Annotated in this window: 24 protein-coding genes and 1 pseudogene; 2 read left to right on the top strand and 23 right to left on the bottom strand. The window is 40.5% G+C overall.

The annotated features are described in order from the left end of the window. Positions 1 to 65: 65 nt before the first annotated feature. From ABID27_RS04310 to ABID27_RS04290, 5 genes are read right to left on the bottom strand one after another with little or no spacing between them, the layout of a single operon-like run. A complete protein-coding gene (locus ABID27_RS04310) occupies positions 66 to 377 on the bottom strand; it encodes a PTS sugar transporter subunit IIA (protein ID WP_354280508.1) in 312 nt (103 codons plus the stop codon). 9 nt (positions 378 to 386) lie between these two features. Next, on the bottom strand, positions 387 to 704 hold the full coding sequence (locus tag ABID27_RS04305) for a PTS sugar transporter subunit IIB (protein WP_253363227.1): 318 nt from the start codon (positions 702 to 704) through the stop codon (positions 387 to 389). Positions 705 to 714: 10 nt separating this feature from the next. Then, positions 715 to 2409 (bottom strand): family 16 glycosylhydrolase, encoded by a 1695-nt coding sequence (locus ABID27_RS04300; RefSeq protein WP_354280505.1) that lies wholly within the window; start codon positions 2407 to 2409, stop codon positions 715 to 717. Between the two features lie 10 nt (positions 2410 to 2419). Then, positions 2420 to 3316: a uroporphyrinogen-III synthase gene (locus tag ABID27_RS04295; protein ID WP_253363301.1), complete on the bottom strand. Its 897-nt coding sequence runs from the start codon at positions 3314 to 3316 to the stop codon at positions 2420 to 2422. Between the two features lie 14 nt (positions 3317 to 3330). Then, positions 3331 to 4596: a PTS sugar transporter subunit IIC gene (locus tag ABID27_RS04290; RefSeq protein WP_354280503.1), complete on the bottom strand. Its 1266-nt coding sequence runs from the start codon at positions 4594 to 4596 to the stop codon at positions 3331 to 3333. 186 nt (positions 4597 to 4782) lie between these two features. Between ABID27_RS04290 and ABID27_RS04285 the strand changes: the two genes are divergently transcribed. Beyond that, positions 4783 to 5970, top strand: coding sequence for an ROK family transcriptional regulator (locus ABID27_RS04285; protein WP_253363221.1), 1188 nt, complete (start codon positions 4783 to 4785; stop codon positions 5968 to 5970). Between the two features lie 41 nt (positions 5971 to 6011). On the opposite strand, the gene ABID27_RS04280 is transcribed toward ABID27_RS04285, so the two are convergent. The 7 genes from ABID27_RS04280 to ABID27_RS04250 all read right to left on the bottom strand — a co-directional run bounded on the left by ABID27_RS04280 (position 6012) and on the right by ABID27_RS04250 (position 12484). Continuing rightward, positions 6012 to 6971, bottom strand: a complete 960-nt coding sequence (locus ABID27_RS04280; RefSeq protein ID WP_253363219.1) for an ROK family glucokinase — start codon at positions 6969 to 6971, stop codon at positions 6012 to 6014. Between the two features lie 96 nt (positions 6972 to 7067). Next, on the bottom strand, positions 7068 to 7409 hold the full coding sequence (locus ABID27_RS04275) for a hypothetical protein (protein WP_354280500.1): 342 nt from the start codon (positions 7407 to 7409) through the stop codon (positions 7068 to 7070). Between the two features lie 3 nt (positions 7410 to 7412). Then, positions 7413 to 9278 (bottom strand): ABC-F family ATP-binding cassette domain-containing protein, encoded by a 1866-nt coding sequence (locus tag ABID27_RS04270; protein WP_354280498.1) that lies wholly within the window; start codon positions 9276 to 9278, stop codon positions 7413 to 7415. After that, positions 9275 to 10483, bottom strand: a complete 1209-nt coding sequence (locus ABID27_RS04265) for a CCA tRNA nucleotidyltransferase (protein WP_354280496.1) — start codon at positions 10481 to 10483, stop codon at positions 9275 to 9277. The genes ABID27_RS04270 and ABID27_RS04265 overlap by 4 nt, the downstream gene beginning before the upstream one ends. Then, the gene (gene dapB, locus ABID27_RS04260; protein WP_253363211.1) at positions 10480 to 11244 is read right to left on the bottom strand and encodes a 4-hydroxy-tetrahydrodipicolinate reductase; all 765 of its coding nucleotides are present in this window, start codon (positions 11242 to 11244) and stop codon (positions 10480 to 10482) included. Before dapB ends, ABID27_RS04265 begins: the two co-directional genes overlap by 4 nt. A gap of 9 nt (positions 11245 to 11253) precedes the next feature. Next, positions 11254 to 12105: a DegV family protein gene (locus ABID27_RS04255; RefSeq protein WP_354280493.1), complete on the bottom strand. Its 852-nt coding sequence runs from the start codon at positions 12103 to 12105 to the stop codon at positions 11254 to 11256. 4 nt (positions 12106 to 12109) lie between these two features. Beyond that, the gene (locus ABID27_RS04250; RefSeq protein ID WP_253363207.1) at positions 12110 to 12484 is read right to left on the bottom strand and encodes a DUF1149 family protein; all 375 of its coding nucleotides are present in this window, start codon (positions 12482 to 12484) and stop codon (positions 12110 to 12112) included. A gap of 246 nt (positions 12485 to 12730) precedes the next feature. Between ABID27_RS04250 and ABID27_RS04245 the strand changes: the two are divergent. Continuing rightward, positions 12731 to 13861: pseudogene (locus tag ABID27_RS04245) on the top strand (cation:proton antiporter). 153 nt (positions 13862 to 14014) lie between these two features. On the opposite strand, the gene ABID27_RS04240 reads toward ABID27_RS04245, so the two are convergent. The 11 genes from ABID27_RS04240 to ABID27_RS04190 all read right to left on the bottom strand — a co-directional run. Then, positions 14015 to 15025 (bottom strand): hypothetical protein, encoded by a 1011-nt coding sequence (locus ABID27_RS04240; protein WP_354280491.1) that lies wholly within the window; start codon positions 15023 to 15025, stop codon positions 14015 to 14017. Positions 15026 to 15337: 312 nt separating this feature from the next. Further along, positions 15338 to 17278, bottom strand: a complete 1941-nt coding sequence (locus ABID27_RS04235) for a PTS fructose transporter subunit IIABC (RefSeq protein WP_253363203.1) — start codon at positions 17276 to 17278, stop codon at positions 15338 to 15340. After that, complete coding sequence (gene pfkB / locus ABID27_RS04230) at positions 17275 to 18186, bottom strand: 1-phosphofructokinase (RefSeq protein ID WP_253363201.1); 912 nt, start codon at positions 18184 to 18186, stop codon at positions 17275 to 17277. Before pfkB ends, ABID27_RS04235 begins: the two co-directional genes overlap by 4 nt. Continuing rightward, entirely contained in the window at positions 18183 to 18977 is a 795-nt protein-coding gene (locus ABID27_RS04225) for a DeoR/GlpR family DNA-binding transcription regulator (RefSeq protein WP_253363199.1), read from the bottom strand. Before ABID27_RS04225 ends, pfkB begins: the two co-directional genes overlap by 4 nt. 105 nt (positions 18978 to 19082) lie before the next feature. Continuing rightward, on the bottom strand, positions 19083 to 20144 hold the full coding sequence (locus ABID27_RS04220; RefSeq protein ID WP_253363197.1) for a pyridoxal phosphate-dependent aminotransferase: 1062 nt from the start codon (positions 20142 to 20144) through the stop codon (positions 19083 to 19085). Between the two features lie 67 nt (positions 20145 to 20211). Then, positions 20212 to 20934, bottom strand: a complete 723-nt coding sequence (trmD, locus tag ABID27_RS04215) for a tRNA (guanosine(37)-N1)-methyltransferase TrmD (RefSeq protein ID WP_354280487.1) — start codon at positions 20932 to 20934, stop codon at positions 20212 to 20214. Further along, positions 20924 to 21442, bottom strand: coding sequence for a ribosome maturation factor RimM (rimM, locus tag ABID27_RS04210; protein ID WP_253363193.1), 519 nt, complete (start codon positions 21440 to 21442; stop codon positions 20924 to 20926). The genes trmD and rimM overlap by 11 nt, the downstream gene beginning before the upstream one ends. A gap of 90 nt (positions 21443 to 21532) precedes the next feature. After that, positions 21533 to 21775: a KH domain-containing protein gene (locus tag ABID27_RS04205; RefSeq protein ID WP_253363191.1), complete on the bottom strand. Its 243-nt coding sequence runs from the start codon at positions 21773 to 21775 to the stop codon at positions 21533 to 21535. Positions 21776 to 21799: 24 nt separating this feature from the next. Then, a complete protein-coding gene (gene rpsP / locus ABID27_RS04200) occupies positions 21800 to 22072 on the bottom strand; it encodes a 30S ribosomal protein S16 (RefSeq protein WP_253363189.1) in 273 nt (90 codons plus the stop codon). A gap of 218 nt (positions 22073 to 22290) precedes the next feature. After that, positions 22291 to 23055, bottom strand: a complete 765-nt coding sequence (locus ABID27_RS04195; RefSeq protein ID WP_354280484.1) for a class I SAM-dependent methyltransferase — start codon at positions 23053 to 23055, stop codon at positions 22291 to 22293. A 77-nt stretch (positions 23056 to 23132) separates the two neighbouring features. After that, positions 23133 to 23700, bottom strand: a 568-nt coding sequence (locus ABID27_RS04190) for an LPXTG cell wall anchor domain-containing protein (protein ID WP_354280482.1), incomplete at its 5' end; no start/stop codon positions are given.

Below are 23700 nucleotides of genomic sequence, written 5' to 3'. Positions count from 1 at the left end.
AAAAACATCCTTCCTTGCCAACAAAGAGGGATTGTGAGTTATTTCAAGACAAGGGGTACTGGACGCTATGGCACTCTACTTCTATAGAGCTCAATAATCTCAGTCGCCAAGTCAACAAATGTAATACTCGTCATTAGATGATCTTGGGCATGTACCATCAGCAAAGATAAAGTAGTTGTTTCCCCACGGGCTTCATTGGTCAATAACTCTGTTTGTGAATGATGGGCTTGAATGAGGCTATCTTTTGCTTCTTTGAGTTTTCGATCAGCCTCCTCCCATTCTCCTTTTTTAGCAAATTGGATTGCTTCCATAGCAGAACTTTTAGCATCACCACCATATATGATTAAAGGCATAATCACTTCCAATTGTTGATCCATGATTCCTCCTTATTTCATTAGACTTTCAGCTAGCTCTAGCACTTTTTCTCCATTCATCATCCCGTAGTCAACCATCGGAATCACTTCTACTGGTACTTCTTGAGCGCTGAGCTTTTCCTGAAATTCATTAAGCATAAATCGGACTTGTGGTCCTAATAATAATACATCTATTTTCTTTTGAGCAAATATTGCATCCGCCTCCATTGCTGAAACAGCAAATATATCTGCTTCTATTCCTTTTTCCCATGCAGCTTTTTCCATTTTAGTCACTAATAAGCTAGTGCTCATTCCTGCAGCACAAATTAACATGATAGTTTTCATGACCATCGTCCACTCCTCACTCTACAACTGTTAAAGTTACAGTCTTTCTTGCAATCCTACTTCCAAAATCAATTACATTTGGAAAAGCACTATAGTGAATATTGTACTTACCTGGCGGTAATGTAGCAATTTTTTCCTTTTCCTGCTTTCCTGATACCATCAATCGAACATTTGTATTCCCACCTGTATTTTTAAATTGAAATTCATCATCAATTGAATAATCTACCATATATGAATTATCATTCGTTGATATCTTAGCTAATAAATCTGGAGTGTCTCCCTTGTTAATTGTTATATCTGTAGCACCATTTATCTGTGGTGCCTTATCATAATATTCTTTTGCTTGAATTTCTTGCTCTTCATTCCTAGAATATGAAATATAATCAATAACAAACTCTGTACCTGACAAATTATTTGCAACAGATCCAGGCCAAGCACCTCCCATAGCCAAGTTCAATTGAGCGTACTGAGGTTTATTAAATATTGCCGAAGCCAAAGGATCATTTGAGTAATCTACCGTACGTACCACTTTACCATCTACTAACCATACCATTCGGTCTTTATACCAATCTAATGCAAAAATATGGTAGTCATCATTGAAACTTCCAGAAGATAATGTATATGCCTTACCATTACCCGCAAATTTACCATTATCATTTTGATCTGCACCGTAATGCAGCGTCTGATATACAGTGCGATTGGCATATGAACCTGATTGTGCATCCCCCACCAACTCCATGATATCTATCTCTCCTGTTGAGGGCCAACCGTGTCCCTGATTATCATTAATTTTGCCATCTAGTACAAAATCTGCTCCAAGCATCCAAAATGCTGGAAATACTCCTTTGCCTTGCGGCAGTTTTGCTTTAATTTCTAGCTTTCCGTATAGAAATTCTTGTTTTCCATGTGTCCTTACACTGCCGGAATTATAGATCACTTTCGATTGAATATTTCTGGGATTAGGGTATATGTCTTCTTGTGGTCTATCGGTAACCCTAAGCACTAACTCTCCATTACGAAGAAAAATATTTTGTAAATCAGAAACATAATGTTGCTGTTCTATCCCCCTAATTGACCCCAGTTCATAACCCCAACTATCTCTATTTAATACTTCACCTTCAAAATCATCTCGCCATTTTTCATAGTAAGTAGTTTCTTCTTTCGTCATAACAACCTGGTCTATAAAAATACTAGATACTTTAGTAGTTGCCTCATCTGACCATTTCACTAATTGAATCAATACCTTGTGATGGTTTCCTGAATTAAAAGTATAGCTATACTTAGTCCATTGAGTGGATTGAATGGGTTGGTCTACTGTGTCCCCGTCTTTACCTAAAACAATATCCCCCTGCTTACCATTATCAAACCAACGTGCAGTAAAATAACCAACTGCTCCATTTTTATCCGTTTTGCCATATGCAGTTACCGTATACGTTGTATTCGGCTCCACCGAAACAACTTGCCCAATATACCCATTGGCTTTTCCATTCGAAATAGCATTAGGAGTTAAAACCCCAGAATGACTTCCTCCTAAATAACTTTCTATTGAACTTATCTCCCCTTTATTCCGAGAGTTCCATCCTACTTCACCTTGTTCAAAATCCCCATTGACAATAAGATTTGTAGAAGCACTAACATCTAGTCCCGTTACTAAAGCCAATGCAGTAACTACTATACTCAATATTAACACCTTCTTTTTATTGCTCACCATAAGCTCCCCCTCATCTATTTACAGAACGAGCCATTCTAGAAATAGTATGGCGGAGTCCGCGAATAGCTTGACTCAAGGCAAAAATATTTTCTACTGGCGCCAAACCTCCAAATCCAGCATCTCCAATATGTTGAATATCAACACCACATATCTTGTTCCGTAAAGCAATCTGTTTCACAACTTCTTGATCGGAACTTTCTTGACTTGTCCCAATGGCGCTCATAACAAGCCCATCTTCTTGGTGGACAGCTTTTACGACCTCAATCAGTTCTTGATCGGTGAAACCAGGTACAGTCCCAACAGCAGGTACTAAAATGACATCTGCTCCTGCCTGTAAGAATTCCTTAGCTGTTTCCAAGTCCGCTACAGGCTCATTAACACCTGCTCCATGCATTTTACCTGCAATAATTAGACCTGAAAAATGTGTCTTAGCTAAGTGAATAGCTTCTTTAATTTGTCGGTTACTAACACCGGTACCAGGATTACCAGTCAAGCACACAAAGTCAAAGCCGAGTTCCTCAATTTTCTGAAAAGTTTCGATTCTCGCTTGCCGTCCAATCGGTAATTCTTCAACACTTTCTAATAATTGCGCTTCCGAATCAACCGGCTCCAAATTCACACCAATAGGAGCTCCTACTAAATTCTTCAGTTCTGTTATGATGTGGTCTGCCGGACACTCTAGTCCACTGATTACTGGATTTAAAACATCAACTCCATTTAACAAAATAAGATCTGCTCCAAATGATTTTGCCAGCTCTGAACTGGTAATATCACCGATAAAGCATTCTCTTCCTGCAACATTTTCAGACAGGACTGTACGTCCTTCACTAGCTTTAATACTCTGTTTTAACTCTGTTGCTGTAAAATTGGTAATTTCTGAACTATTTGTACTAATTAATCTTTTCATCTGATTGCACCACACTATCCTTCCTCGTTCTTTTTAAATCCTTTTTCGATACTCATGATAAATGGCAGATACAGCAAAACATCAATAATAATGAGCAATACCTGTAAGATAGCCCCTTTAATACTTCCTGTTGCCAATAGACCACTAATCACTGGTGGCATAGTCCAACCTGGATCTGTATATGTCAATGGAACTAATCCACTTGCCATAGCTCCCCATGCAATATAAAGATTGATAATTGGTGCTAGAACAAACGGAATAAGCAATAATACATTCAAAACAATTGGTACACCAAACATTGTAGGTTCATTAATATTAAACAGACCTGGCAAAAATGTAACTGGAGAAAGTGTCTTCATCTGTTTACTTGCATTTTTCTTTCTTGCAAGGTAGAACATAGCAATTACTAAACCAATTGTAGCTCCTCCACCGCCGATAAATACAAAATTATCAACAAATACACTTGTAAAGATATTTGGCAATGCTTCTCCTGCCTGATAAGCTGTACGGTTAGCATCTAGGTTGGCTAATAAAACTGGTTTTATGACGCTATTTACAATATTTCCTCCATGTAAACCGGCAAACCAGAAGAGACTATTCAGCACCACAATAACAGACAAACCTAAAACATTGCTACCGAGTAAACCGAGTGGTCCTCCCAATACAACTTGCGCAATGTCATGAACATTTGGTAAACCACATTTGTCAAGGAATCCAAATAGAATCAACCAACTAGTAATAATGACCGCACCTGGAATAAGAGCACTAAAACTCTTAGAAACAGCAGGTGGCACACCGTCTGGCATTCTGATTCGGATATCTTTATTTAAAAACCATTGATAAATATACCCATTTAATAATCCTAAAATAATTGCTATAAAAAGTCCCTTCGAAGCCATGTAAGATGTTGGAATCCCACTGCCTGCTTCACCAGTGATAAAAGGAGTCACTGTGATAAATGCTGATAAGGAAACAATACCTGCGGGAATTCCATCTTGCTTATACTGTTTCACTAATGTATAGGTAGTTGCAAAACTAGAGACAAGCCCTACTAGACCAAAGCTACTATCTACTCCTTTCCACAAATAGCCAGCAACTCCAATATCTCCAAGCCATTTTTCCCATCCAGAGATAGGGAAACTCGCAATAATCATAAAGAGAGAGCCAATAATGATAAGCGGCATCGAGTAAGTAATTCCATCTCGAATCGCAATCATAAACTTATTATTCCCTAAACGCATAGCGACAGGCAACAACTTCTTTTGTAATAGATCGTTCATGTCCATTCTCCCAGCTTCCAAAAGGAAGCGTTTTCTTTTTATTTAATTACATTTTATAACTAAATAAAAGTCATGTCAAGTTTTTTTATTTTTTTGTTATCAATTACCACGGTAAACAGATATTAGATAATTAATTGATTATTTTTTAAAAATATCTTATACTGTTTAAAAGGAGCTAAACAGAATATGAAAACTTCTAAAATCCAACATAGACTCCGCTCTAGCGTATTAGAGCAGATCTATATTTCCGGAGAAATCTCACGCACTGATATTGCTACTGCTACAGGCATAACCCCTGCTACCACTACTAGTATTACTGCTGATCTTATTCAACAAGGAATCGTCGAAGAAATTGGAGAAAGCACACAAGTAAAGCCCAAGGTTGGACGAAAGAAAAAACTACTCAGTATACGAGAAGCCCATTCTTATTATATCGGGAGCGAAATTTCAGAACGAGAATTTACCTATACACTTGCAGATAATTTAGGAAATATTATGTATCAAAAAGAATATACTTTATTAATCTCTGAAATTTCTGAGAACGGTCATCAATTATATATTCAATACCTTTCAGATTTTATGTCTTTTTGTGACCGACCCATTACAGCAATTGGGATATGCCTACCTGGCCGCTACTTTAATGAAGGAAAAGTACATACAAATAATCCTCTTTGGAAAAACTTTAATCTTGATATTATTAAAAACAGTCTATCAATCCCAGTATTCTTCTCAAATAATGTAAATGCGATGTCTTTGGCTAAACGTCTCTTTTCTAAAGGAGAGAATAAGGATAACTTTATTTATTTTCACTTTAGAAGGGGAATGCATTTATCTTATATGTATGAAGGTCGAATTTATGGCCGAACCAATCCCAATGTAGGTGAAGTTGGACATACAATTGTCCAGGCAGATGGGGAAATTTGCGAATGTGGCAAGCGGGGCTGTTTGCAAACCTATGCAAGCGAAAGCTGGCTTATCAAAAAAGCAACTTTACTAGCTGAAAGCAATGTTAGTACCTTTTTAAAAAATATCTTAGATGGCCAAACAGAGCTCACCTTAAATCACCTCTTTTTAGCTTATGATTATGGAGATGGGGAAATTATCAATTTATTTCACCAAGCTATCAAATATATCGTCCAGGTCTTACTCAATCTTGGAAATCTAATTGATGCAAATAAAATTTTTATTCATAGTCCATTATTTAATCATAAAACTTTAGAAATAGAGTTACATCGACTGTTAAACGAATTCAGTAGCAATTTAATCGGCAGTCCACAGATAATTCTAGTTGAGCCGTATGATGATTTTCGTGGTTCTTTAGGCGGCGTCGCCTTAGCCCTTTATAAAACAACACTTGAATTTGAACGACAATAAAAAATACTTCTGATTATTTATCAGAAGTATTTTTTATTTTATTATTTCAAGACAAGGGATGCTGCGCCGATCACTCCTGCATCATTACCAAGGTTTGCTAATGATAATTTGGTTGATGTGCGGATTTGTGGGAAAGTATTCGCATCGTATGTTTCTTGTAGACCTTTGAGGAGGAAGTCGCCTGCAGCAGATACACCGCCACCGATAACGATATAGGCTGGGTTCAAGACGCTGGCAATATTTGCACAAGCAATTCCCAAATAACGAGAGAAATTCTTATAGACGATAAGAGCCAAATCGTCTCCTTCTTTGGCCAAGTCAAAGACGTCTTTTGCAGTTACTTCTTGACCGTCGTCAATCATTTTCTTGAGTTGTGCTTGACCTGCATATTCTTCTGCGTAGCGACGAGTCAAATTAACGATACCCGTAGCTGATGCGACAGTTTCCAAACAACCTTTTTTACCACAAGTACAAGCAATCGGCGCATCAAAATCAACCGTGATGTGGCCAAGCTCACCTGCCGCACCTGCAACACCATGTAAGAGGCGTCCATCTGCAACAACGCCGCCACCGACACCTGTTCCAAGAGTCATGAAGACAACGTTTGGATTATTCTCACCAGCACCAACCCACTGTTCCCCAAGGGCTGCAACATTGGCATCATTATCAATGAAGAATGGAATTTCAAGCGCTGACTCAATTTGTTCTTTAACAGGTTGCAGTTCTTTCCAATCAAGATTATAGGCACCAATAACGGTTCCTGCTTGGCTGTCCACTACACCGGGTGAACCCATTCCAATTCCGACAAAGTCATCTTTTGTTAAACCGTGTGTAGACAATTTGTGCTGAATACTTTCAATAATATCCGGCACAATGTGACTACCTTCATCCAAGACATTCGTCTTAATAGACCATTTTTCCTGAATTTCACCTTCTTGCGTTAAAATTGCAAATTTAATCGATGTACCACCTAAGTCGATACCGATAATTTTTTTAGACATACTTATCTCCTACTTTCATGATTAATTCTATTATATCATAATGAAAAGGTTTGCAAAACCCTTTTCATTAATTGTAACTCTTTCGCTTTAATTTGTTTACCGGAAAATATACAAACAAGCAAGCAGCTGCAAATGAATGATTAAGCGTAAAAAACTCAAGCCAAACGTGACACTAAATTTATTACCCTCACTAACTAAACTGTTGTAGAGAAACAGGCTGGAAATACTGGTAAATCCAATAGCAAAGCCCAGCATCTGAATAGGCTGATAGGCCTGCACATAGGAAAAGAGACTTCCTGCAACTAATACGGTTGCCACAAGCGTCAGACCCAAACGTAGACCGTTCATTTTTTTACTTTTAAAATAACTATAAAAAGCCGAACCTAAAACGACCAAAATATAGAGCAGGACATAAGCAATCATCATCTTATGCATCATGTCTTAGCTCTCCAATTCACTCAAATACTCGTAGCGCTCATACTTTTCAAGCAAGAGGTCATTTTTCTCATCTAATTCCTTTTGCAAATCAGACAACTTTGTAAAATCACTGCCACATGTTAGCATTTCTTCTTCAATTTCAGCGATGCGGTCTTCTAAAGTGCTGATTTCCCCCTCTATACTGCCCCACTCTTGCTTTTCAAAATAGGTCATCCGTTTTTTCTCTTCACGGACGCGCTTGACTTTTTCTTTTTTCTCTTGGGAAATGGCTGCACTAGAAGCTAAAAAGGCTTTTTCATCCAAATAATCCGTATAGTTTCCGAAGAATTCACAGACCTGGCCTTCTTCAAAAGCCAAAATTTTGTTGGCAACCTTATCTAGGAAGTATCGGTCGTGACTGACTGTAATCACAGGCCCTGCAAAGTTTTGCAAGAAATTTTCCAAGACGGTCAGCGTCGCGATGTCCAAATCATTTGTCGGCTCATCTAAGAGCAAGACATTTGGGCGTTCCAACAAGATTTTCAAGAGATAGAGGCGTTTCTTTTCTCCACCAGATAACTTTTCAATCAAGGTTCCATGCATGTTGCGCGGAAAGAGAAATTGCTCCAGCAAGTCTGCAATAGAAACCATGCCAGACGTCGTGTGCGCTTCTTCGGCCACTTCCTGTAAATAATTGATGACGCGCTTGCTTTCATCCAAACCTTTGATTTGCTGAGAAAAATAGCCAATCCGAATCGTTTCTCCGATACTGAGCTTACCAGCACTTGGTTGCAAGTCGCCTGCAATCAAGTTCAGCAAGGTAGATTTGCCCATACCGTTGTCGCCGACAATCCCAATACGGTCCTTATTTTGCACCAAGAGGTTAAAGTGATGCAGGATAGTTTTGTTTGGAAATGAAAAGTCAACATCTTCAAACTCAATCACTTTTTTCCCGATACGACTGGTTTCAAAATTGATTTCCAACTCACTATCGTCTACCGTGTGCGCCAAATCCCCCTTCAAATCATGAAAACGATTGATACGCGCCTGTTGCTTGGTAGCGCGTGCTTGTGGCTGATGGCGCATCCAGCTTAATTCTTGCTTATAAAGTTGTTCTTTTTTATGACGCAAGGCCGCATCGCGCTCATCTTGCTCGGCCTTTAATCGAACATAATCCTGATAATTCCCTTGGTATTCAACCAAACCAGCTCGGTCTAATTCAAAAATGCGTGTCGCTAGATTGTCCAAAAAATAACGATCGTGGGTAATGAAAAGAACAGTTTTTTTAGAGGATTTGAGATAGGTTTGCAACCATTCGATGGTATCAATGTCCAGGTGGTTGGTCGGCTCATCAAGAAGTAGCAAGTCATCATTTCCTAACAAGGTCTGCGCTAATTGTACCCGACGACGAAGCCCACCCGATAAGTCGGCCACCTTCTGAGTCACATCATTCAAGCCTAATTTAGACAAGACTGTTTTGACTTGACTTTCAACTTCCCAAGCATTGAGAGCATCCATTTCCGCCATGACTTTTTCCAATCGAGCCTGATTGGCTTCATCGTAATCAGAAAGTAGGCTTTCGTATTCCCGAATAACTTGAATTTCTCGTAAATCCGATGAAAGAACGGTGTCCAAAATCGTTTTTGAGTCATCAAAATCTGGTTCCTGTGTCAAATAGGCAATCTTGTAATCATTTTTAGACTTGAATGGTAAAGTATCCCCGTCAAAGCCTAATTTCCCAGAAATGACATCCAACAAGGTCGTCTTTCCTGTCCCATTGACCCCAACAATCCCAATCCGATCCAAGTCATGAATAATAAATGAAATATCCGAAAAAACGGTCTTATCGCCAACTGATTTACTCAATTTTTCAACAATAAAATCGCTCATACTCTTCCTTTCTCTTTAACAAAATCAAGAATCGCTTCTTGTTCATTTTCCAAGTGCCCATCTACAATGGCAAACTCAATTTCCTGCAAGATCCGTCCCAAATCTGGTCCTGGTTTCAAGCCAAATTCTTGGATCAAATTACCACCATTGACCACAATTTCGTGCTTATCGTGAATGGTCAGACTCTGGTCTAACTGCTCTATCAAGGCAAAATCAACTGCCAACCCTTGTAATTGGCGCAGTTCTTCTACCAAAGTAAGCTGATATTTTCCATATTTGTAACAAGCTTGCTTATCGTATGCCCCTTCTAATCGCAACTGCCATAGCTCCACTAGCTGACAGACTGATTTCATAAAATCATTGGATGTCTTCCACTTGCGACAAAACTTCTTAGGATCCTTGACTTCCAGTGCAATCAATAACATCGCCCAAGCCTGCTCTGAGCTAGTAAACTGAGCATCTTCTGACAAACCTTCAATCATATTTTGCAAATGAGGAGCCTGATTGGCGAGGCAAGGCAAATACTGATAAGCCTCTGTATCAATCAAATCCTGCAAACCTTTGCGCCAAAAATGTGCCAGCAACAGCTTATCAAATTCAATGAAAATCCGCTCGACAGAAATTTTTTCCAACAGGGGAGCTGTTTCCCGCATGGCCTGAAAAGTCGCAGGTTCAATTTCAAAATCAAGTACCGCTGCAAAACGGAACCCCCGCATGATGCGTAAGGCGTCCTCACCAAATCGCTCGCTTGGCACTCCAACGGCCCGCAGGATTTTCCCATCCAAGTCCGCTAAACCTTCAAAGAGGTCAATAACTTGAGCTTTCTCGTCCAGTGCAAAAGCGTTGACCGTGAAATCACGGCGCTTGAGGTCTTCTTCAAGAGAGCGCACAAAAGAAACCTGACTGGGACGACGAAAATCCACATAGATATCCTCCGTCCGGAAAGTGGTCACTTCGTATTCATGCGCACCTTCAAGGACCAAAACTGTCCCGTGCTCAATTCCCACATCCACTGTACGACGAAAAATCTGCTTGGTTTCCTGCGGATAAGAACTCGTTGCAATGTCCACATCATGAATGGGACGGCCCAAAATAGCATCTCGCACTGAACCGCCTACAAAATAGGCATCGTAGCCAGCAGCTTTAATTTTCTCTAAAATCGGCAAAGCCTCCTGAAATTCAGAAGGCAAATTGTTTAATTTCATAATAAATGTTCCAAACCATACACGAGTTGCTCGCGTTTCACTACTTCTTTGATTCCTAAATTGACACCGCTCATGAAAGAAACACGGTCATAGGAGTCATGACGAATGGTCACTCCCTCTCCCTGCGCTCCAAAAATGACTTCCTGGTGGGCAACTAGGCCCGGCAAACGAACAGAATGAATACGGAAGCCATCAAATTCTGCCCCACGTGCTCCTGCAATCAATTCTTCCTCATCTGCAGCTCCTTGTATTTGTGAAGCACGCACTTTCGAAATCAATTCAGCGGTCTTGATGGCTGTACCGCTTGGTGCATCTTTCTTCTTATCATGGTGCAATTCGATAATTTCCAAATTCGGGAAATATTTAGCTGCTTTTGCAGCGAATTCCATGAGCAAAATGGCACCGATTGCGAAGTTGGGAGCAATCAATCCTCCCAATTTTTTCTGAGCAGACAAGGCAACTAATTCATCGATTTCTTCTGGTGTAAAGCCTGTTGTTCCGACAACAGGTGCCCAACCATTTTCCAAAGCAAATCGGGTATTTTCATAGGCAAACTTTGGTGTGGTAAAATCCACCCAGACATCTGCTTCAAACCCTACCATGTCTTCTTTGGCTGTAAAAACAGGTACACCATCTATTTCTTTTTCTGTAGCAAAAGGGTCAACCAGAGCTGATAAGATCAAATCTGCATCTTCTTGTACCATTTGCATGGCTGTTGAGCCCATTTTACCTTTAAAACCTGCAATAATGACCTTAATCATGTCTGTCTCCTACTCTATAACGGGTGTGATACCAAATCCAACTGCGCCAGCCCCGAGATGGGTTCCAATAACAGAGCCAAAGGTTACAATTCGAATACTTGATTGTACACCTTGCTCCAGCAGCATACGCTTGAAATCCTCTGCTTTTTCCAAGGCGTTAGCATGGATAATGGCAATTTCGTATTCTCCATCAGAAGTTTTTTCTGCAAGAATTTCTAACAAGCGCTTCACAGCTTTCTTCTCTGTACGCACTTTTTCGTATACGGCAATTTTTCCCTCATCATCAAAATAAAGAATTGGCTTGATGCTGAGAAGATTTCCCAAAAGCGCAGCGCCATTTGATAGACGACCACCTTTGACCAAATGATTCAAGTCGTCCACCATGATAAATCCTGAAGTGCGGTTGATTTGCTGCTCCAATTTTTCCAAAATCTCTTCAAAACTAGAACCAGCTTCTGCCCATTTTTCTACACTTTCAGCCATGTAACCTTGCGGTGCTGAGGTAATTTTGGTATCTGGAAATGCGATGGTTAATCCTTCAAATTCATCCATCAAGAATTGAATATTTTGATGGAAACCAGAAATTCCCGCCGCTAAAAAGAGACCGACCACATGTGTGTAGCCATCTTTTTTCAATTGGCTGAGAATCTCTGCCAAGCTAGCTAAACTAGGCTGACTTGTTTTGGGCAATTCAGCCGTCGCAGCCATTTTTTCGTAAAATTCTTGAGCTGTTAAATTGACTCCCTCAACATAATCCACTCCATCAATGGATACAGGGATGTCTAGTACAAATACATTTTCTCTCTCGGCAAATCTAGGATTCAAGACCGCTGAGGAATCTGTAATGATTGCAATTTTCATTTTATTAAAACTCCAAATTGATGCCCGGTTGGTCCAAAGCAATCTCTGTTACTTCATAGGTCATTCGTTTCAAGATATCTAACAAAGGCAGGGCCAAACTACGACGCTCTTCTTCTGAAAATTCGCTTGGTTCATTAACAATTCGGTCCAAAATAGTCACACCTTGTGTCATGGTACCTGAAATAACAAAATCTTCCAAAACAATCATGAATTGCAAAATAGTGATGATACGTGTGACATTTTCTTCTGTACCTTTTTCAATCAGTTTAAAATCAACTTTTAATTGAGTTTTAGGTTCACCATTTTCAGCTTCCCAAGCTTGATTGCGAAGATCAAAATGATACTGGTTTACTAATGGTTTTTGACGTGTAACTTCCACAAGATTTCTCCTTCAAAACAATATTACCTAATTATAACATAAAAAACACAAAAGCCTCGCTATTTGACAGCTTTTTCCTCCAACTTCTACTTTCTGAAAAAAGTGTCCAATTTGCACTTTCTTCTTTTCGATTCCATTTCCAATCCTCACTTCTTTCCAGAACCCGAAGAATGAGCACCATTTTCGCATTCATTTTTGAAAAAAGGTATCATATCGGTTGATTATGACTCATTTTTAGGAGAAACTATGCATATTTTACTTGAAATTTCATTTATTTTATTAGCCAGTGTCATCGCTACTGTCTTATCAAAAAAAGCCGGAATTCCAGCTATTGTCTGCCAATTATTCGTAGGAATCATCCTCGGACCCGCCTTGCTCAATGTGGTGCATGAGGGGGAAGTCATTCACTTCTTATCGGAAGTCGGTGTGATTCTACTCATGTTCATAGCAGGACTCGAAGCTCATTTCGACCTACTAAAAAATACCTCAAGCCTAGCCTACTCGTAGCCGTGACAGGTGTACTAGTTCCCCTTAGCAGCATTTTGGGGATTGACACGCGCCTGGGGCTATGAAGTCAATACAGCCGTCTTTTACGGACTTGTCTTTGCAGCCACTAGTATCTCCATCACTGTGGAAGTTCTGTCAGAATACAATCGTATGAAAACAAAAACAGGAGCTATTATCATTGGTGCAGCAGTTGTCGATGATATATTGGCTGTCATTTTACTCAGTGTATTTGTCGGCAGTACGGGAGCCTCTGTCAACCTACTTAGCCAATCACTCATACAAATCGCATTTTTCATTTTCCTAGTTATTTGTATGAAATTTTTGATTCCTCTTCTCTTTCGTTGGTCTAAACAACTGGACTTTCTGGAAAAAGAAACTCTGCTTGCGCTACTAATCTGCTTCTCCCTCTCCTTACTTGCTGACGCTGTAGGAATAAGTACCATTATTGGAGCATTTTTCGCCGGTTTAGCAATCGGTCTGACCAGCTATCTCAAAAAAGTCGAGACACATATTGCAACCTTGAGCTACACATTCTTTATCCCAATCTTTTTCACTTCTATCGCCCTACCGTTTCACCTAGATGGCATGCTGAGTCACACTGCAACCATCCTCCTCTTGACTGCAATGGCTGTTCTCACAAAATTATTGCCGGGTTACTTGGTCGGACGTGGCTATCAATTTGGAAAATTAGACTCCTTGACTATCGGAGGCGGTATGGTCAGCCGAGGAGAAATGACCTTGATTATCGTTCAAATCGGTCTGACGGAAAAAATCATCAGCGCCACTACTTATTCTGAACTAGTCATCGTTGTCATCCTATCTACCTTCATTGCTCCCTTTATCCTTAAATACTCTTTCCGAGAAAGCTAGATTTAGACATACTCCTGTTCTTTACAGGAGTATTTTTTTGTTAAAATGAAAAACCTCCCATTTTAGGAGGGCCTGTTTCAATTCGTAGACTGTTCTTTATCTGTTGGGAACTATTTTTTTGCGCATAGTTCTCACAGGACCTACCTTTGAGGCTTATTTTTCAGAAGTGAGTCCTTTATCATTTCCTTTAGGACCATATGGTGTTGTACTATAGCTCTCATCGATTGGATTTGTCTGAGAGTAATATTCGTAGGAAATGGCATCTCCACTGTAGCGGTCAACATAAACATTATAGTGGTCTTCGTCCATCATATCCACTTTGGTCACACGAAGGTGTTCGCCTGTCTTATCTTGAAGTTTCCCTTGCATATACAAGGCTTTGGCAATCGACTCCATTGATACCAACTTATCTGATGTGATTGGGAAAGACTTGATTTTAGTGCTATTTTTGCCGTTACCATACATGGTCACATTGATTGTACGCTCTTGACGTTTTTCAGGTCTTTCTGCTTCTACAGTGTAAGTGAATGGATTTTCATTAATGCCATATTCGAATAATTTATTCTCGCTTTCAATACCGTTTTTCACAACTGTTGTCTGCAATTTGTGTTCTACAGAAACTACGTCAGAAGCCTTCAATTTCACAGACTTAACTTGATCACGTGGTGTTTTTGTATAGTAAACTTCTTCATTAAGAGCAAATTTCAATGAGCCAATTTCGGTGTACTCAGGTAATTGAACCCCAGCATCTGTAATTGGAATCTCATAACGAATCAATTTCCCAACTTTATTTCTACCTTCTAGGCTGATTTTTGGCTCAGGATTTTTGAATTTCGAAAAGTGGTATTCGTACTGGCAATCTGGCATCCCACTGACTGAGTTATTAAGGTTGAGATTGATGTACTCGGTAATCTTCTGCATACTGACCGTATCACCAGCTTTTAATTTCAATTGCATGTGGTAGCCAATACGCTTTTCAGCACGGTTAAGAGCGTTTGTACCCTTGACACTAAAGATAATCTGCAGGCCTTCGTATTCATAGTAGTCAACACGACTACCTGAACCAATGGCATGAACTGTTTCTTGTGACATAGTTGTAGCAGCAAGTAAGCTACCTGCCAAAGTAAGAGTTACCAGTGAGTTGCGTAATAGAGTGCGCTTCATAAAATTTCCTTTCATAGGTATAATCGCTTCGCTGGACGATTATGTTTTTTTCATTCTTATCTGATTTAAAATGTGCCGATACATCAACTGAGATGACGCATGTTGAGAAAGTGTACCAAGTCCCGATTTGCAGTTTCATCTGCCTGTACTTGCACCGCTGCTAACGAAGAAAGTAAAATTGTGCTCATTAATAAATTTCTCAGAATATGCTTCTTTTTCATATATTCCTCCATTTTATAAACGTATGTGATAGATAATTATAATTGTTTTCTTAAAAAATAAAAAACCAAGGCCAAAACCTTGGTTTTTAGATTATTTTGCTTTACGAAGGGCGCCAAAGAGAATTCCTGACACAAGTGCTCCAATGAGTACGAAGACAAGATAGAGAACTGGGTTGCTTGTAAGAGCGATAACGAAGATACCACCGTGCGGTGCCATCAGTTTGATACCTGCAAGACCAACAAGGGCACCTGCAAGGGCAGAACCTGCAACGAAACTTGGAATAGCACGCGCTGGGTCAGCAGCTGCAAATGGGATGGCTCCTTCTGTGATAAATGAAAGTCCCATAACAATATTTGTCAAGCCTGAATCACGTTCTTCTTGAGAGAATTTATTTTTGTATAGAAGAGTTGCGATGAAAACTGCAAGCGGTGGAACCATACCACCAGCCATAACGGCTGCCATGACAACCGATCCACCATTTGCGACAGATGCTGCAAGTGTACCTGTACCAAATACATAGGCTGCTTTATTGACTGGACCACCCATGTCAATAGCCATCATACCACCAACAAGGAGACCAAGGAGAACAGCTGAGCTACCTGACAAGCCTGTCAAGAAGTTATTGAGGGCTGTATTGATAGCCGCCATTGGAATATTAACCGCAAACATCAAGAAGCCTGTAACAAGCACTCCGAGAAGTGGCAAGATAAGGATTGACTTAGCTCCTTCCAGTGAACGAGGTACTTTAACATATTTCTTAGTGGCAAGGACAACATAACCAGCCAAGAAACCACCAACTAGAGCACCCAGGAAACCAGATGAAACTCCTGCAAGTCCAAGTGTTTTTTCACCACCTGCTGCGAAGGCAATTTTACCATAGGCCAAACCATTTGACGCAATAGCACCTGCCACAAAACCCGAAACCAAACCTGGTTTTTCAGCGATTGAATAAGCTACATAACCAGCAAATACTGGAAGCATGAAGCCAAAGGCCGCTTGACCTACTTTCATAAACATAGAAGCCAGTTCATGGTAAGAACCCAGATTTCCAAGAGAATTTTGTGGTACACCCATGGCATTATCAATCAAGAAAGCAAGGGCAATAGCAATACCGCCACCAATAACGAACGGCAACATTTGTGACACACCACTCATCAAGTGCTTGTAGAAGGCTTGACCAGCAGTTAGTTTTTCTTCTGAAGCAGCTGCCTGCGCGCCTTCTTTTGCTACATAAATGTCTGCTTGGTCGTTCAAGATAATGTTAATCAATTCTTCAGTTTTCTTGATACCGTCTGCAACTGGACGGTTGACCAATGGTTTACCGTTGAAACGAGGCATATCTACAGCCTTATCTGCTGCGATGATAACACCTTTGGCTTTTGCGATATCGTCTGCTGTCAATTTATTTCCAACACCTGAGGCACCGTTTGTTTCAACCTTGATACCAATACCCATTTCTGCAGCTGTTTTTTTCAAGGCTTCTTCGGCCATGTAAGTGTGGGCAATACCTGTTGTACATGCTGTAACAGCAACGATGAAGTCTTGTCCTGCAACTGGTGCTGCAACCTCTTCTTTTTTATTCGCTTCTGCATCAAAGACAGCGATGACATCTTCTGGTGAAGTTACTCCACGCAATTTAGCTGCAAAGCCATCTTTCAATAAATACTGTGACAATTCAGCAAGAGCTGCCAAGTGAGTATCGTTTGCTCCTTCTGGTGCTGCAATCATAAAGAAGAGGTCTGTTGGCTGACCATCGAGTGACTCATAGTCCACACCAGTAGCTGATCTGGCAAATAAAACAGTCGCTTCTTTCACTGCAGTATTTTTGCTGTGTGGCATGGCAATCCCATCACCAAGACCAGTTGTCATTTGCGCTTCACGGTTCATGATACCTGTTTTGAACACTTCAAAGTCCATTACCACACCTTTGTCAACTAAGTTGCCAATCATTTCGTTGATAGCTGCTTCCTTCGAAGTTGCTTTCAAATCCAACATCATGACTTCTTTTTTCAATAAATCCTGAATTTTCATAGTTTTTCTACCTCTACTTTTTGATATGTTTCGTTAATAAACTCGGCTGTCGCCAAATCATCTGAGAATGTTGTAGCAGTTCCACATGCGACACCCCATTTTAGAGCTTCGACTGGATCACCTGATTTAACATATTCACCTGTGAAGCCTGCGACCATTGAATCACCGGCACCAACTGAGTTTTTAACTGTTCCTTTGATTGGTTTTGCGAAATAAGCCGCCTCTGGTGTGACAAGCAAGGCCCCGTCGCCAGCCATTGAAATGATGACATTTTTGGCACCTTTGGCAAGGATTTCACGGGCATATTTTTCGATATCAGCAAGTCCATTCAATTCAACACCAAAGATGTCGGCCAACTCATGATTATTTGGCTTAACCAAGAGTGGTTGGTGTGCTAGGCTGTCTAGAAGCGTTTGACCTTCAAAATCGCACACCACTTCAGCGCCCGCTTTTTTAGCTAGGGGAATCAAGATATTGTAGACTGTATTTCCAAGATTGGCCGGAGCTGAACCTGCAAAAACAACTGTGTCTTCCGGAGTCAATCCAGCAAGAATCGCTTCTAACTCAGCAAGCTGCCCTTCTGTGATGGTCGGACCGGCACCGTTGATTTCCGTTTCTTCACCCGCTTTGATTTTAACATTGATGCGCGTTTCTTCATTTACTGAAACAAAATTCGTCGCAATGCCTTCAGAAACAAGACCTTCTTCAACGAACCGTCCTGTAAATCCACCGATAAATCCAGTCGCTGTATTGTCAATGTCTAGACGTTTCAAGACACGACTCACATTTATTCCCTTACCACCAGCAAACTTATCATCGCTCTCCATACGATTGACGCTTCCCAGCGCCAAACTTTCCAAGCGAACGATAAAGTCAATAGATGGATTTAACGTCACCGTATAAATCATACTTCAATTACCTTCGTTTTCTTCTTAATTTTTTGCAATAATAAACTATCACTTTTGTTTGTAATCAAGGCTGCTTGCTGAACAGGTGCCACTTTGACGAATGATTTTTGGCCAATTTTTGAAGCGTCTAAGAGAATAAAAGCTTCCTTGGCATTGTCCAAAACCGTTCGTTTAATCATAGCTTCCTCGATATCAGGAGTCGTGTACTCACATTCATCCACTGCGTTCATTCCTAAAAATGCCTTATCAAAATTTAATCTTCGAATCTGCTCCACAGCCACCGCTCCGATGGAAGCGTCTGTAGATGCCTTGACCATTCCACCAACAATCATAGTCGGAATCTGCAAATCCACCAACTTGGTTGCGTGATGAATCGAATTGGTTACAACTGTGATATCCTTTGCAGTCAACAAAGGAATGAGCAACTCCGTTGTCGTACCCGCATCCAGGAAAATCACATCCGACTCCTCTATCAAGTCCGCTGCTCGTATTGAAAGGTCTTTCTTGAATTGAACGTTTTTGACAGATTTTTGTTGGATAGATTCTTCCAATCGTAGACCTGCCAAACTTTCTGCACCACCGTGAACTCGCCGAAGCTTCCCTGCCAACTCCAACTCATCTAAATCCCTGCGAATCGTAGATTCTGAGGAGTCCAACAAGAGCATCAACTCTTCCAAACGGATAAAGTTATCTTGACGCAATTTCTCAAGAATGAGCTGTTTACGTTCTGACTTTAGAATGATACCGCCTCCTTGCAATCGTTTACAAATATTATTATACCGATTCTTCACCCAATGTCAATCATTTTCTATCAAAAACTATCACTTTCATCCATTTTCATATATTTACACATTTTTCAAAGAAAAAGAGCGGAATACCGTCCCACTCTCTTATTTTTATTCCTCTACTACTTTTACAATCAACTGCTTCATCTGCTCCATCACTTCCCAATCATCCATACTCATACGAATGTAGTTTGCAAGTACACCTTGGCTATAGTACTTAAAGTTAAAGTCATTTTCCAGGGCATTCTTGTAAATTTTCTCAGCATAGGGTGCTGTAAAAGTGACAAAATTAGTTTGACTAGGGAGCACCTTCATCTGTGGTTGACCCTCCAAAAATTCTACAAAATCCTTACGAATGGCCAGATTGCGCGCTACACTTTCCTTCACTTTTTGCCCATAGGATAGGGCAATTTCTCCAGTTTTGGCTACAATGTTTGGCATGCTGTAAGGTGGCAACACTTTATCCAATTCCTTAGCTAGGACAGGATTCGTAATCGCAAATCCCAAACGCAAACCTGCTAAACCAAAGGCTTTCGACATGGTACGTAAGATGATGAGATTTTCATAATCATTGACCTTCTGCACAAATGACGGCTGGTCTGAAAAATCGATATAAGCCTCATCAATCACGACCAAACCAGCAAATCCAGCCACAATCTTTTCCAATTCTCCATTGTCAAAAGCAACCGATGTAGGATTGTTGGGATTGGACAGAATCAGAACCTTGGCACCAGCTTCTTCTGCAAAAGCCAAGAGCTGGTCAGCTGCTAAATCAGGATAGCTTTGACTCCAATCCAAGGGAAAGGAAGCAATTTTTGAACCATGCAACTCGTTAAAGACCTGATACATGAAGAAGTCGGGTTCCACTGTCAGCAGGACATCCTCTTTTTGTAAAAATGTCGTCACAATCATATGGATCAACTGATCAGACCCGACACCTTGCACCAATTGATTGGTTTCTACTTGTAAGTATTCTGCATATTTTTTCAATAAAGATGCGTACTGATTATCCCCATAACAAGTGATATCCGACACACTCAACTCTTGCCCTACTTTCTCTGGTAAAAAAGACCAGTCAATCAGGTGATTTTCATTGTCTCCCAGGTTGTATTTGGCGATTTTCGCAATCTTATAATTTTCTAGATGGGCTAAATCTTTTCTAAACTGAACCATACTCTACTCCTCTCATTTGTATTATTATACATTTATATTAAAAAAAATACAAGAAGAAAACGCAATCCTAAGACTGCGTTTCATTTTTAATCTTCTCAAAGATCTTTTCTTCTTCTTTTGAAAACTGGTAGGACTCAAGCAAATCTGGGCGTCGTTCCAAGGTTTTGCGCAAGCTTTGTTCCAAACGCCAGATGCGAATATTTTCATGGTGACCGCTCATGAGGACATCTGGTACGGTCATGCCACGGTATTCATAAGGACGTGTGTACTGAGGATACTCCAGCAGCCCAGATGAAAAGCTATCATCTTGATGACTGGCTTCTTTGCCAATCACATCGGGAATTAGACGTACCGTTGCATCTACCATGGTCATGGCTGCCAACTCTCCGCCTGTTAGGACAAAATCACCAAGAGAAATTTCATCCGTCACCAGGGTCTTAATCCGCTCATCATAACCTTCATAATGCCCACAGATGAAAATCAACTCCTCTTCCTGCGCCAACTCTTCTGCATAAGCTTGGTCAAACGTGCGACCAGCAGGATCTAATAGGATAACACGGGGTTGTTTGGCATTGATTTTTTCAATCGTATCAAAAATAGGCTGAGCCCGCAGCAACATTCCTTGGCCACCGCCGTAAGGCTCATCGTCTACATGACGTGCTTTTTCTGCATTTTCCCGGAAATTGTGATACTGGATATCCAATAATCCTTTTTCCTTGGCCTTGCCAACGATGGAGTGTTCTAGCGGGGCAAACATTTCTGGGAAGAGGGTCAGAATATCAATCTTCATCGTCCAATCCTTCCAAAAGCTCCACATCAACACGATTGTTGACCACATCAACATTTAACACAACTGGCGGAATGTAAGGCAGAAGCAAATCGCGTTTTCCTTTACGTGCGACTACCCAAACATCATTGGCACCTGGTTGCAAAATTTCTTTGATCTGACCAATTAACTGATCATTTTCATAGACATCCAAGCCAATAATCTCATGGTAGTAAAACTCGTCCTCTTCCAAGTCAGACAGGTCTTCTTCTGCTACCTTGAGCGAGCACCCCTTGTATTTCTCCACATCATTGATGTGGTATAGCCCCTTGAATTTTACAATGTCAAAGTTTTTTTGCTTGCGGTGACTGACAACTTCCACTGCTAGGACAAAGGCGTCCTTGTCGTTAAAGATGGACAGCTTGCTTCCTTTTTTAAAGCGTTCATCCGCAAAATCTGTCACAGACATGACCCGCAACTCTCCTTGCAAACCTTGCGTATTGACAATTTTTCCAACGTTAAAGTAATTCATAGTGTCTCCAATTTCAAAACATTACACTTATTTTATCATGACAGAGATGATTTCACAAGCAAGAGAAAAAGCCACCCTTGGGTGACCTTTTTACTCTTTTTCGTCAATCACAAGACGGACTTTTTTACCACTTGTAGGGACAGAGTAGACAATAGTTCGAATTGCAGAAATTGTGCGACCTTTGCGTCCGATCACACGACCGATATCAGACTTGTTCAAGTCTAAATGATATTCCAAAAATTCCGGAGTGTCTTCGATTTTAATCGTGAGACTGTCAGGTTGTGAAATCAAGGGTTTCACAATTGCAATAATAAGATTTTCAATCATGTCCATAAGTGTACTCGATTCGTCTATTGATTATTTTGAAAATTTAGCTTCGTGGAATTTCTTCAACACGCCTTCGTTTGAAAGGATGCTACGAACTGTATCAGATGGTTGTGCACCTTTGGCCAACCAGTCAAGAACGCGGTCTTCTTTCAAAGTCACTTTGTTTTCAGCCAAAAGTGGGTTGTAAGTACCAACTGTTTCGATGAAACGACCATCACGTGGTGCACGTGAATCTGCTACGTTAATACGGTAGAAAGGTTTTTTCTTAGAACCCATACGAGTCAAACGGATTTTTACTGCCATTTTTATATCTCTTTTCTGTTTTTAATATTTGGGGTAATAGCAACGCTATTTATACTCAATGAAAATCAAAGGCTTCCAAGGCAACGAACTGTAGACAGTACTTTAGTACGGCAAGGTGAGTTAACGATGGAAAATTTTGCTTTTAGAAGAGTATTACCTTAACTATTATAACACATAGACCGCTCCTGTCAAGAAAAAAACTTGACAGTATTTGATTTTTATTTGCTTGGTGCCAATTCTATCACTCCGTAGTGAAATTTTTGATTTGGTCGAACCATTCTCTCAAAACCCAATTCCTCAAACACTGTATCCCTAAAATACGCTTTGATAATGATTTTTTCGCGCGCCACTCGTTTGGCTTCTTCCAAGACGGCTGCCGTCAATCGGGTCGGATTGGCCACACTTTCTAGTCCAGCTAAATTATCGGATGCTGCTATCCTTTCTGAAAACATGGGATCAAAATAAAGAACATCAAAGGAATCGCTTGCTTGCAATGAAAGAAAATGCTGATAATCTGCCCGAATTGCTTGAATAGATCGCATGGCCGCATCCAATTTGGCATGACCACTTATATGTGTCTGAAGCCCTTGTGATACCACTAGATAGGGAATCAATTGAGACTCGATCGCAGTCACTTTGTGCCCTGCTACTGCCATCACCAAACTATCGGATGCCAGGCCCATTGTACAGTCCAGTACTTCCTTAGGATTTTCCCCCATTACATCAACTAGAGGGTCGTGAAGAGCCTTGATGCGCAGCATGGCAGTATCTGGGTGAAAGATTAACTCTCGGCCATTGTACGCTACAAAAATCAGCTTTTCCCTATAAACGATAAGTGCTCCTTCTCCATCTGCCATCAGTTTTTTGACTGATTCTTTGCGCCGTTCTTTATAAGTAAAGCCATACTGATCGGCTAAATGCTGTGCAAATGTGACCTGCTTTTGGTCAGGATTGAAGGAAGTGGTGATAATGTATGCTTTCATGCCACTATTATAACATATAACAAACAGACACTAGAAACCCAGTGTCTGTTTGTTATATCGAGAAAGAATAAATCTAATTATTTTTCTTCTTTACGACGGCTTACAGCAAGTCCAAACATTGAAAGAATCGCTAGAATCACGCCATAAACTGTTGCCATTGAAGAGTTCTCACCTGTCTTAGGCAATACTTTCTTATCAGCTGTTTTTGGAGTCGTCATTCCTGCATCTGGAGTTACTTTGTCAGTATTGGACTTCATTGGGACTTTAGTTGTCACAGTTACTGGAACCTTAACAACTTCTGTATCACCATTAGGGTACTCAATCGTCACTTCAACGGATGGTTTTTCGCCGGCTGTATCTGTGCTTGGAATCTCACCAACAGATTTAATCGTACCACCTGTACCATCTGGAATAGTAACCTTATCCGTCACGTCTTTCTCAGTAATTGGAGTGCCCTGTGGAACGGTAATACCTTCTGTTGTTGGAGCTACTGGAGTTACAGTGATTGGAACCTTAACAACTTCTGTGTCACCATTTGGATAAGTCACTGTGACTTCAGCTTCTGGTTTCTTACCTGCTTCAGTAGTAGTTGGAATGTTAGTCACTTTCGTGATAACTCCGCCACTTCCGTCTGGAATGGTCACC

It is taken from the genome of Streptococcus gallinaceus (assembly GCF_040545695.1).
In the GTDB taxonomy this organism is placed as follows: Bacteria; Bacillota; Bacilli; order Lactobacillales; family Streptococcaceae; genus Streptococcus; species Streptococcus gallinaceus.
This window is presented reverse-complemented; position numbering and strand designations above follow the sequence as displayed.

Coding starts and splice junctions, on each gene's coding strand:
- ABID27_RS04295 (WP_253363301.1), bottom strand. CDS start 3,316: ATGAAAAGATTAATTAGTACAAATAGTTCAGAAATTACCAATTTTACA.
- ABID27_RS04240 (WP_354280491.1), bottom strand. CDS start 15,025: ATGAAGCGCACTCTATTACGCAACTCACTGGTAACTCTTACTTTGGCA.
- ABID27_RS04305 (WP_253363227.1), bottom strand. CDS start 704: ATGGTCATGAAAACTATCATGTTAATTTGTGCTGCAGGAATGAGCACT.
- ABID27_RS04235 (WP_253363203.1), bottom strand. CDS start 17,278: ATGAAAATTCAGGATTTATTGAAAAAAGAAGTCATGATGTTGGATTTG.
- ABID27_RS04280 (WP_253363219.1), bottom strand. CDS start 6,971: ATGTCTAAAAAAATTATCGGTATCGACTTAGGTGGTACATCGATTAAA.
- pfkB (WP_253363201.1), bottom strand. CDS start 18,186: ATGATTTATACGGTGACGTTAAATCCATCTATTGACTTTATCGTTCGC.
- ABID27_RS04205 (WP_253363191.1), bottom strand. CDS start 21,775: ATGGACATGATTGAAAATCTTATTATTGCAATTGTGAAACCCTTGATT.
- rpsP (WP_253363189.1), bottom strand. CDS start 22,072: ATGGCAGTAAAAATCCGTTTGACTCGTATGGGTTCTAAGAAAAAACCT.
- dapB (WP_253363211.1), bottom strand. CDS start 11,244: ATGATTAAGGTCATTATTGCAGGTTTTAAAGGTAAAATGGGCTCAACA.
- ABID27_RS04270 (WP_354280498.1), bottom strand. CDS start 9,278: ATGAGCGATTTTATTGTTGAAAAATTGAGTAAATCAGTTGGCGATAAG.
- ABID27_RS04300 (WP_354280505.1), bottom strand. CDS start 2,409: ATGGTGAGCAATAAAAAGAAGGTGTTAATATTGAGTATAGTAGTTACT.
- ABID27_RS04285 (WP_253363221.1), top strand. CDS start 4,783: ATGAAAACTTCTAAAATCCAACATAGACTCCGCTCTAGCGTATTAGAG.
- ABID27_RS04310 (WP_354280508.1), bottom strand. CDS start 377: ATGGATCAACAATTGGAAGTGATTATGCCTTTAATCATATATGGTGGT.
- ABID27_RS04220 (WP_253363197.1), bottom strand. CDS start 20,144: ATGGTTCAGTTTAGAAAAGATTTAGCCCATCTAGAAAATTATAAGATT.
- ABID27_RS04255 (WP_354280493.1), bottom strand. CDS start 12,105: ATGAAAATTGCAATCATTACAGATTCCTCAGCGGTCTTGAATCCTAGA.
- ABID27_RS04195 (WP_354280484.1), bottom strand. CDS start 23,055: ATGAAAGCATACATTATCACCACTTCCTTCAATCCTGACCAAAAGCAG.
- ABID27_RS04290 (WP_354280503.1), bottom strand. CDS start 4,596: ATGAACGATCTATTACAAAAGAAGTTGTTGCCTGTCGCTATGCGTTTA.
- ABID27_RS04275 (WP_354280500.1), bottom strand. CDS start 7,409: ATGATGCATAAGATGATGATTGCTTATGTCCTGCTCTATATTTTGGTC.
- rimM (WP_253363193.1), bottom strand. CDS start 21,442: ATGAATTACTTTAACGTTGGAAAAATTGTCAATACGCAAGGTTTGCAA.
- ABID27_RS04265 (WP_354280496.1), bottom strand. CDS start 10,483: ATGAAATTAAACAATTTGCCTTCTGAATTTCAGGAGGCTTTGCCGATT.
- trmD (WP_354280487.1), bottom strand. CDS start 20,934: ATGAAGATTGATATTCTGACCCTCTTCCCAGAAATGTTTGCCCCGCTA.